Annotated in this window: 7 protein-coding genes; 2 read left to right on the forward strand and 5 right to left on the reverse strand. The window is 60.5% G+C overall.

All coding sequences use genetic code 11. The features are described from left to right. The coding region (locus tag AC11W3_RS13650; protein WP_484093160.1) for an InlB B-repeat-containing protein at positions 1-1,194 on the forward strand (1,194 nt) is incomplete at its 5' end. Positions 1,195-1,541: 347 nt separating this feature from the next. After that, positions 1,542-5,078, forward strand: a complete 3,537-nt coding sequence (locus AC11W3_RS13655) for an NHL domain-containing protein (RefSeq protein WP_484093161.1) — start codon at positions 1,542-1,544, stop codon at positions 5,076-5,078. A 342-nt stretch (positions 5,079-5,420) separates the two neighbouring features. Here the strand turns inward: AC11W3_RS13655 and AC11W3_RS13660 are convergent, their stop codons facing one another. From AC11W3_RS13660 to AC11W3_RS13680, 5 genes are all read right to left on the reverse strand, one after another. Next, positions 5,421-6,578, reverse strand: a complete 1,158-nt coding sequence (locus tag AC11W3_RS13660) for an ABC transporter permease (protein WP_484091311.1) — start codon at positions 6,576-6,578, stop codon at positions 5,421-5,423. Positions 6,579-7,000: 422 nt separating this feature from the next. Beyond that, positions 7,001-8,167 carry an ABC transporter permease gene (locus tag AC11W3_RS13665; protein WP_484091310.1) on the reverse strand — a complete coding sequence of 389 codons (1,167 nt, stop codon included), beginning with the start codon at positions 8,165-8,167 and terminating at the stop codon, positions 7,001-7,003. Continuing rightward, on the reverse strand, positions 8,168-8,857 hold the full coding sequence (locus AC11W3_RS13670) for an ABC transporter ATP-binding protein (protein WP_484091309.1): 690 nt from the start codon (positions 8,855-8,857) through the stop codon (positions 8,168-8,170). A 2-nt stretch (positions 8,858-8,859) separates the two neighbouring features. Beyond that, positions 8,860-10,074, reverse strand: coding sequence for an efflux RND transporter periplasmic adaptor subunit (locus tag AC11W3_RS13675; protein ID WP_484091308.1), 1,215 nt, complete (start codon positions 10,072-10,074; stop codon positions 8,860-8,862). Positions 10,075-10,149: 75 nt separating this feature from the next. Next, on the reverse strand, positions 10,150-10,431 hold a 282-nt coding region (locus tag AC11W3_RS13680), incomplete at its 5' end, for a DUF503 domain-containing protein (protein ID WP_484091307.1).

The raw sequence follows: 10,431 nt of genomic DNA on the forward strand, positions 1-10,431 counted from the left end.
TACACCGTCACCCTGAGCCCCGGGGCTCACGGGAGCATTGTCGGGCCGACGGTGGTTAATTACGGCAGCATGCCCACCTACACCATCAAGCCTGACACCGGCTATCACGTGACGGGTGCAACGGTCAACGGCGCCTCCCTGGGAGCGGTCTCCAGTTACAGCTATTCGAGCTGGATCACCTCCAACCAGACATTAACGGCCAGTTTCGCCATCAATACCTACACGCTGACCTTCGCCGCAGGGGCCAACGGCACCATCAGCGGCACTGCGAGCCAGACCGTGAATTACGGCGCTAGCGCCACTGCTGTCACCGCCGTACCGAATACCGGCTACCACCTGATCAACTGGACCGATGGCAGCGGTAAAATTCTGGGCACGGCCACCGCACTGACTGTCAGCAACGTCGCAGCCAGTATGAACGTTAAGGCGAACTTCGCCCTCAACACCTACAGCATCACCACCGGGTCGGGTGCCAACGGTACCATCAGCGCCAGCCAGACGGTGAACTACGGGGCGAATTCGGCAGCGGTGTCGGTCACACCGAACGCGGGATACCACATCGCCTCGGTCACGGTGGACAATGTGTCGCAGACCATCGGCAACCAGAAGAGCTTCAGCGTCACCTTCAGCAACGTCGTCGGCAACCATACGGTGAACGCCACCTTCACCCTGGACGCAGGACCCAGGCTCGACGTCACCCTAGGCAGCAGCAACGGCGGCGCTGGTTCGGTGAACAGTTCACCGGCGGGGATCGCCTGCACCTCCGGAACCTGCACCCATTATTTCGCCAGCGGAGCCACGGTTACCCTGTTTCCGACGCCCGATGCCGATTCGGTATTCAGCGGCTGGTCGGGGGCCTGCACCGCGGCGGTCGGTAACTGCACCGTGACCATGACCGCAGACAAGGCGGTTACCGCTAACTTCACCTACGCCCAGCCTGCCCGCGTCGACGGGGCGACGCAGAGCTACTTCAGCCAGCTCCAGGCCGCCTACGCCGCGGCTCCCAACGGAGGCACCATAGAAACACGTGAGTTCCTGTTCACGGAGGACCTGATCTTCGGCCGTAATATCGCAGTCTTTATCGATGGTGGATTCGACACGGGGTACTCGACGAGTAATGGCGTCACCTCGCTGCACGGCACTTTGAAGGTGAGAAGCGGTAAGGTGACTGTTGACAGGCTTAAAATCCACTAGAACCGGGAGCCTGTCGGGCCCAGGCAGTTCTTGCCGAAAGTCCGACAGGCTCCCGGTATTCTCTCGAACACGCCAGCGCCTTGGCGAACTGGTCGTAAAACCAAGAATCCAAAGGGTCCAAGAATCCAAAGGGTCAAACCTACACAATTGACGAAGTGCAATGTGTAGGTTTGACCCTATGTGGATGCGCTATGAGATTGTCATCCCCGAATGCCCTTATCGGGGATCCAGATTTCACGTAGTTTAGGAGCTGGATTCCCGATCAGAATCGCTTCGGGAATGACAGTTTTGGAAGCCGGCGGAAGATTGGTACTAATCAGGATATAAATTGGCAGCAGGAGGTTGTTATGAAGTTATCTGGAGAAATGTCGGGGCGAATGATAAGCGCTTTCCGCGTTGTGGGCATGCTACTCCTGGCACTCAGCATGCTCATGGACGTCAGTTTTGGCGTCTATGCCGCTTCGCCGGGGGATATCATCACCGTGGCGGGAGGGATTTCGGGAGACAATGGCCCAGCCACCTCAGCCAGCCTCTATTCCCCCAGGGGGGTGACCGTAGACGGCTCCGGGAACCTGTATATAGCTGATTACGAAAACAACCGTGTCCGCAAGGTGGCGGCCGCCAGCGGCATAATCACCACCGTGGCCGGCACTGGCGCCGGCGGCGGCTTTAATCCTTTTTTTGCCGGAGATGGCGGCCCGGCCACCTCAGCCAACCTCCGTTCCCCGACTGCAGTGAGCGTAGACAGCGCCGGGAACTTGTATATTGCAGATTCGAATAACAACCGCATCCGCAAGGTGGCAGTCGGCACAGGTATCATTACCACCGTGGCCGGCAACGGTACCGCGGGCTTTTCAGGGGATGGCGGAGAGGCCACCTCAGCCAGCCTCTATTCCCCCAAGGGCGTGAGCGTAGACAGCGCCGGGAACTTATATATTGCAGATTCTTCTAACAACCGCATCCGCAAGGTGGCTGCCGACAGCGGCATCATCAGCACCGTGGCCGGCAACGGTACCGCAACATTCGCCGGGGATAATGGCGCGGCAACCTCAGCCAGCCTCTATTTACCCCAGGGCGTGGCATTTGACAGCGCCGGTAACCTCTATATCGCAGATTCTTATAACAGCCGCATCCGCAAGGTGACGGTCGGCAGCGGCATCATCACCACCGTGGCCGGCAACGGCACGGCAGCCTTCGCCGGTGATGGCGGACCGGCCAGCGGAGCCAGCATACAATACCCGAATGGAGTGACCGTAGACAGCTCCGGGAACCTCTATATCGCAGAGGGCAACAGCCAGCGCATTCGCAAGGTAGCTGCCGAGAGCGGCATCATCAGCACCGTGGCCGGCACTGGTGTTCGTGATTTTGCCGGTGACAGTGGCGCGGCAACCTCAGCCAGCCTCAAAAACCCCTATGGAGTGACCGTAGACAGCGCCGGGAACTTGTATATCGCAGATTCTTCCAACAACCGCATCCGCAAGGTGGCTGCCGACAGCGGCATCATCAGCACCGTGGCCGGCAACGGTACTCCAACCATTGGGGACAACGGAACAGCCACATCCGCCAACCTCTATTACCCCAGGGGGGTGACCGTAGACAGTTCTGGCAACCTCCTTATCGCAGACCAAAGTAACCATCGCATCCGCAAGGTAGCGGTCGGAACAGGTATCATTACCACCGTAGCCGGCAACGGCACTGCAGCCTTTGCCGGGGATAACGGAGCCGCCACCGCCGCAAGCCTCTATTTCCCCAAGGGAGTAACCTTGGACAGCTCCGGAAACCTGTATATCGCAGATCAGTCCAGCAACCGTATTCGCAAGGTAGACGCCGTCAGCGGGATCATCACCACCGTGGCCGGAAACGGAGCCGCAGGCTTTGCCGGAGACGGCGGAGCAGCTACCGCGGCAAGCCTCTATAACCCCAGGGGTGTGACCGTAGACAGTTCCGGGAATCTGTTCATTGCCGATTCGGGCAACGCCCGCATCCGCAAGGTGGCTGCCGACAGCGGGATCATCACAACCGTGGCCGGAACCGGTACCGCGGCGTTTGCCGGGGATAACGGAGCAGCCACCTCAGCCGGCCTCGTCCCCGAAGGGGTGACCATTGACAGGGCGGGGAACCTGTATGTTGCGGATTATTCTAACCACCGCATCCGCAAGGTGGCTGTCGACAGCGGGATCATCACCACCGTGGCCGGTAACGGTACCTCTGGTTTTTCAGGGGATGGCGGGGCGGCAACCTCGGCTAGCGTCACCTATCCCTATGGAGTGACCGTAGACAGCTCCGGGAACCTGTATATCGCGGACAACAGCAACCGCATCCGCAAGGTGGCAGCCGACAGCGGCATCATCAGCACCGTGGCCGGCAATGGTACGGTAGCCTTTGCCGGGGATGGCGGTCCGGCGACCTCAGCCAGCCTCGCTATCCCTGAAGGAGTGACCGTAGACGGCGCCGGTAACCTGTATATTGCAGATTATTACAACAATCGCATCCGCAAGGTAATCAAGCCGGCGCCTACCTCCGCCACTATCAGCTATGCGCCGTCAGGACCGTACAAACCCGGAGACCAGGTCACCATCACCGCCACCTTCAACGACCTGGTTTCAGATCTCGCTGCGGTGCAGATCGCACTCGACGGTGCAAACACCCTGGCCGCGAGCACCATGACCAGGGTTGATTACAGTCACTACAGCTATTCCTACACCGTAACGGCAGGCAACGGCAGCGTAACCGTTTCGCTGCCGAGCGGCATGGATGTCAACGGTGTTCCTCTGTCAGCCACCCCCGCCAGCGGGGCGACCTTCACTGTCATTGCTCCCGCGACCGTTCCAGACGCGCCGTCCGCTCCGTCCGCCACTGCCGGCAACTCACAGGCCACGGTCAGCTTCCTTGCTCCCGTTTTCAACGGCAACAGCGCCATAACCGGCTACACGGTGACTTCCAATCCGGCCGGCGGCGTCGACAGCAACGCAGGGACGACCGGTCTCTCCCACATCATCACCGGCCTGACCAACGGCGTCGCCTACAGCTTCACGGTAAGCGCCGAGAACGCAGTCGGGACAGGTGCGCCCTCGGCGTCCTCCAACAGCGTCATCCCGGCCACCGTTCCCGGCGCACCTGTCATGGGTGCCGCCAGCGTCGGCAACGGCCAGGTGACGGTGAGCTTCACCGCTCCGGCATCCAACGGCAACAGCGCCATAACCGGCTACACGGTGACTTCCAACCCGGCCGGCGGCGTCGACAGCAACGCCGGCACGACCGGTCTTTCCCACATAATCACCGGTCTGACCAAGGGTGCAGCCTATACCTTCACGGTAACCGCGACAAATGCCATCGGCGCCGGGGCGCCATCGCTCCCCTCCAACAGCATTGTCGCCAGCACCCCCACCCTGACCGTGACGATTGCCGGAACGGGGACCGGTACCGTAACCAGCGCCCCGGCCGGCATCGCCTGCGCCAGCGGTTCCGCTACCGGATGCAGCGCTAACTTCTCCGGCGGCAGCGTCAGCCTGACCGCCACGCCGAGCGCGGACTCCACCTTTGACGGCTGGTCCGGCATCTGCAGCGGCACCGCTGGTTGCACCGCAGCCATGGACGCCGACAAGTCGGTCACCGCAACCTTCACCCTGGCCCCTCTGGTGAAGATCGGCCCGACAAGCTACCCGACCCTTCAGGCCGCCTACGACGCAGCCACCGACGGCGCGGTGATCCAGATGATAGAAGGGGTCAACACCTTCTCGCTGACAGCCAACCGTGCCATCTCCGTCATCATCGAGGGGGGCTACAAGGCCGACTACAGCGTCTCTGTGGGCGAGACCACCATCGACGGCCGGATCAACGTGCGCAGCGGCACGGTGAGGACCGAGTGGGTCAACGTGAAGTGATGCAAGGCCCCCGGTAAGGTCGGGACCTGATCGAGTAGGGTAGGGCGGAGTGATCGGCTCCGCCTCATCCTCTCTACTGATTAGCGCTAATCTTCCGCTATGAGATTGTCATCCCCGAATGTCCTTATCGGGGATCCAGATTTCACGTCGTTTTGGAGCTGGATTCCCGATCAGAATCGCTTCGGGAATGACAGTTTTGGAAGCTGGGGGAAGATTGGTACTTCTGATCAGGAAAACCTCTGCCTTCTCAGATGTTCTCCGTGTCTCCGTGGCTAAACGGTTTGGTTTCAGGCCGAGGAAACGCACTATAACCGAAAACGCAAAACAGTGAAGAAAAATCCTTCACCCGATCCGTTTGAGCCCGTCGGCGATGCGGATGGTCGCGCCGCGCCAGGTGGGAAAGATGCCGGAAACGACCCCGACGATCAGGGCGGAAAGAAGCTCCAGCATCACGGTTTCGGATGAGACGCTGAAATAGGGGAAGTACTGGGCCAGTTCGAGCTCGATCCACCGCGCCGCGGGGAAGGTGGCCGCCACGCCCACGATGCCGCCCAGTATCGAGATGGCCATTGACTCACCGAAGATCAGACCACCGATATGTCCAGCCTTGAACCCGAGTGTCTTCAGTGTCGCATACTCCCCTATCCGCTCCCGCGCCGTCATGGCCATGGTGTTGGCTGCCACCACCATGATGATGGCAATGACCATGTAGGAGACGATCTGGATGGCAACCATGATGGCTTCGGTCATGGAGACAAAGCCGAGCTGGAAGGCCTTCTCGGTTTCGGTGAGGGTCTCGGCGAGGGAGTTCTTGAAGAGAGCATCGACCGCGAGGGCCACCTGGGGAGCTATATCGGGGTTCTTTACGCCGATCATGTAGAAGCCGACCTGGTCGGCCCGCCGGGGTACGGTCCGCCTCAGGGTCTCGTTGAGATACTCCCAGTGGAAGATCATGATCCGCTCTTCGGTCGACCTTTCCGCGCCTCGGTAGATGCCGCGCAGCACGAACTCCCATTGTCCCGGGAAGATGCTCCCTTTCAGCGGAATGATGTCCCCGACCTTCCAGCCGTAGGTCTTGGCCAGCCTGCGCCCGACCACGCACCCCTTGCGGTCGAGCAGGAAGTCATTGCGCTCCTTGGGATCCAGGAGGAACTCGGGGTAGAGGTCCAGGTAGGTCTTGCCCTGGACGGCGTAGTTGGCGAAGAAATGCTTTTCGTCGATATATATGCCGCCGAACCAGTTGCCGTAGGAAACCTCGCTCACGCCGGGCACGCCGCGGATCCGTTCAAGATAGGAGACGGGAAGGGGAAAGACGAGGGAGATGGCGTTCCTGGTGACCAGGCGGGTAGCGGAGGCATGCTCGGCGCCGGAATACCACAACCCCACCAGGGTGCGCAGCAGGCCGAAGGCCAGGACGGCGACGGCGACTCCCACCACGGTGAGGACGGAGCGGAGCTTGTGGCGGAACATGTTCCGTATGATGTACTTCATCATGAACATCAGACACAAACCTCAAAAGCTCAAACCATCTGCCACGGAGACACGGAGAAAATCTGAGACACCTAAAACAATAAACCAGACCTTTGGGTACAAAGCTTTCTTTAACAACGCTTGTCACAATGACTGCTCCTGCTACGCTGGTGAAGATGTCATTGTTTAAGGTTTTGCTTTCTCAGAAATTCTCCGTGTCTCCGTGGCTAAATGTTTTGGATTTTAAAAACGACACCGTTTGCCACGGAGACACGGAGGAAATCTGAGACACCTTCTAAAACACTAAGCCAGACCTTGGATACAAAGGCTTTCTTCTTTAACAACGCTTGTCACAATGACTGCTCTGTTACGTTGGTGAAGCTGTCATTGTTTAAGGTTTTGCTTTCTCAGAAGTTCTCCGTGTCTCCGTGGCAAATGGTTTTGTTCATGGTTTACGTAGCCCTGAGCGCCTCGACGATGTTCATCCTCGCCGCCCTAAGAGCCGGGAGGAAGCCGCCGATGAAACCCATGACCATGGAGAAGAGGAGCGACTTCCACAATATCCCGAAGGTTAACGTGAAGGAGAAGGCAAGTTCGGAGAAGGACTGCCAGTTCATGGTGGAGATGGTGATGAGCTGCATGAAGGAAGCCGCCACCACACCCAGGATCCCCCCGCAAAGCCCGAGAAGAAGCGCCTCCATGATGAAGGCCGAGAGAATGCTGGTCCGCTGGAAGCCCAGCGCCCGCAATGTGCCGATCTCCGTCACTCTGTTGGCGACCGCGGCGTACATGGTGATGGTGGCGCCGATGACGGCACCGATGGAGAAGACGATGGTCAGCACCATCCCCAGGATGCGCAGAAACTTTGCCATCGTTTCCGACTGGTCCAGGTAGTACCTCGTCTCGCGTTTGGCCTCGACGGTCAGCCTCGGATCGCTCTCCACCCTGGTCTTGAAGGCTTCGAACTCGCTGGTGTCGCGCAGCCTGAAAGTCACGGATGAGTAGACCGGCCTGCGAAAGGCCTGCATCATCTGGTCGACGTCCCCCCAGATCTCCGATGAGAATCCGGTGTTCCCGGCATCGAAGATGCCCACCACCCGCCAGTCGCGCATCCCGAAACGCACGGTCTCGCCCAACCCGCCCCCGGTGAAGCGCCGAGCGATGCTGGAGCCGGCGATGACCTCGGCGGAGCCGGCGCGAGGCATCCGCCCCTCGACCAGGCGGACCGCCGGCCTGAGTTTCAGGGAGGCATCGCTCACCCCCCTGATTATCACGTTGGCAGGCTTGTTCCCGCCGCGCTTGCGCAGATTGATCAGCACCACCAGCTCCTTGGCCAGCAACTGCTTGCCGTCGGGACCGATCGCCACCTCCGGCTGGCTCGCCACCAGAGCCGCCTGCGGCCGCTCCACACCGCTTTGGACCTCCGAGTTGGCCGCCTTCCTGATGACTATGACGTTATCGGGGGAACCGGTCTCCACCAGTGTCTTCTGCAGCCCCTCGGCAAGCATGAGGGTCGCCGCGAAGACGAAGACCACGAGCCCCATTCCGCTCGCCGTGAGGAGGGTGGTGAGCCGCCTGGTCCATAGATTGCGGAAGCTGTATGAGTAGGGAATGCCCATTTAGGTCGCGCTCAACTCGCCCTTTTCGAGGTGCCGGATCAGGTGGGCCTTCTCGGCTGCCCGCGGGTCGTGGGTGACCATGATGATGGTCTTGCCGAATGCCCGCACCAGCTGATCCATGAGCTGCAGGATCTCCTCGGCCGAGACCCGGTCCAGATCTCCGGTCGGCTCGTCCGCCACCAGGATTTCGGGATCGGTGACGATGGCGCGGGCGATCGCCACACGTTGCTGCTGGCCACCGGACAGCTGCGCCGGATAGTGATCCATCCTGTCGGAAAGCCCCACCACGGAAAGGACCGCCTCGACGTGCTCGCGCCGCTCCCGCCGATTCAGAGGGGTAAGGAGAAGCGGAAGCTCCACGTTTTCGTAGGCGGTCAAGACGGGAATAAGATTGTAGAACTGGAAGATGAAGCCTACATGGCCGGCGCGCCAGCGGGCGAGTTCGGCTTCGCCCAGGGTGGTGATCTCGACGCCGCCGATGCGTATGGTTCCCTGGTCGGCCGAGTCGATCCCGGCGATGAGGTTGAGAAGAGTGCTCTTCCCCGACCCGGAAGGTCCCATGAGAGCGACGAACTCACCGCGGGCGATGTCGAAGTTGATCCCGGAGAGGACGGGAATGATCTGGCTTCCGCGGCGGTAGCTCTTGGAGAGATTGCGGATGACGACGATTGGCGTGACGGTAGCTTCCATGGCTACTTTTCCGGTGTGGTGATTCGCATGTGGTCGCGCAGCTTATCGAGCGGCTTAATGGCGATCCGCTCACCGGCCTTGACCCCGGAAACGGCCTCGACCATGTCACCCGCTCTCTGCCCCAGCGTCACCGGCCTTTCGATGACCCTGTCGCCGGAGACCACGAAAACGACATTCTTGCCGTCTCGCTTTGCCACCGCGGAAGGTGGCAGTGCCACTTGGGGCGTCCCGCCTCCCGGCTGCACGGGTCGCTCAAGAAAGGCTACCTTCGCGCTCATCTCCGGAAGGATCCGCTTGTCCTTGTCGATGAAGCGCACCTTCACCATCACGCTCCCCTTGCTCCGGTCCGCCGTGGGGACGATGGTGTGCAGTTCTCCCCGAAAACGGGAATCAGGGAGGGCGTCGAGCACCACCTCGCAAGGCTGCCCGACCCGGACCTTCGCCAGGTTTGCTTCCGAGACATCCGCCTCGACCTCGAGGGATCCCATGTCGGCCAAGGTGACAACCGCCGCCTTGGCGTTCGCCTGAACTGCCAGCGGGGAGACGATGTCGCCCATGTCCGCGTTCTTGGTGAGCACGACACCGTCGAAGGGAGCGCGGACGTCGGTATATTCCACACCAGCCTGAGCCCCGGCAACCGCCGCTTGCGCCGCCTTTATCGATGCCTGCGCCCCGGAGGTGGCCGCTATGTCCTTCTGATAACGAGCCTCGGCGGTATCGAAGTCCGCCCTGGAAATGATCCCCTGCGAAAAGAGATCCTTCGCCCGGTTGAGGTTTCTGGCGGCATCTTTTTGCTCTACCTGTGCCTGCTGCAGGGAGTCCCGGGCCACCTTCAGGTTCGCCACCGCCTGATCCCGCGCGGCAGCCACATCCTTGCTTTCCAGTCTCGCCAGCAGTTGCCCCTGCCGGACGACGCTCCCCTCCTCGACACCGAGCCAATCGAGCCGCCCCGTCACCTTGGCCGAGACCGCCGCCTTTCTCTGGGCGACGACGTAGCCGCTGGCGTTGAGGAGCGAAACGGTTTGGGATGGGTAGACCAGCGAGATAGTGGCGACCTCGACTTGAACACTGCGGTTTACCACCCAATGCCAGACAGAAGCGGCCACTATCAAGACAACGACGGCGAGGACGACCCAGAGACGGCGGCTTCTGCCTGTCTTTTGGGCGGAATAGCTCTCCTTGTTGATGGTCAGTTTGCCGAGGTCGTCTTGAGCCATCCATTCACTCCGCTTTGACAGATTCACACCTTACGAAAGCTAGCATATTTTAATGACAGTGTGAAGCAGACAATATTACAGCTCCTCGACCTGCACATCGGTGATCTCCACATCCGGCCGCTCCGAGGCCAGCCACTCGTCCAGGTCCTGCATGATTCCCCTCGCACGGGTGGCGCCGTCGGCAACGGTGACGAAGGCAAGCTCGGCGTCGCCGGGCTGGTCGTTCAGGCCGGCCTCGATACAGGAGACGTTGAACCTGTTGCGCGCCCTTCCCAGGATGCTTTTGACGATGCCTCGCTTGTCCTTGAGCGTACGGCTCATGAGACGAAGCCTGATCTGCATCAGCACGACTCGCAT

The sequence above is a fragment of the Geomonas sp. genome (assembly GCF_056994735.1).

What these genes read in the sequence shown, in the direction of transcription:
- AC11W3_RS13660 (WP_484091311.1), bottom strand. Translation starts at nt 6,578, where the DNA reads ATGTTCATGATGAAGTACATCATACGGAACATGTTCCGCCACAAGCTC.
- AC11W3_RS13675 (WP_484091308.1), bottom strand. Translation starts at nt 10,074, where the DNA reads ATGGCTCAAGACGACCTCGGCAAACTGACCATCAACAAGGAGAGCTAT.
- AC11W3_RS13670 (WP_484091309.1), bottom strand. Translation starts at nt 8,857, where the DNA reads ATGGAAGCTACCGTCACGCCAATCGTCGTCATCCGCAATCTCTCCAAG.
- AC11W3_RS13655 (WP_484093161.1), top strand. Translation starts at nt 1,542, where the DNA reads ATGAAGTTATCTGGAGAAATGTCGGGGCGAATGATAAGCGCTTTCCGC.
- AC11W3_RS13665 (WP_484091310.1), bottom strand. Translation starts at nt 8,167, where the DNA reads ATGGGCATTCCCTACTCATACAGCTTCCGCAATCTATGGACCAGGCGG.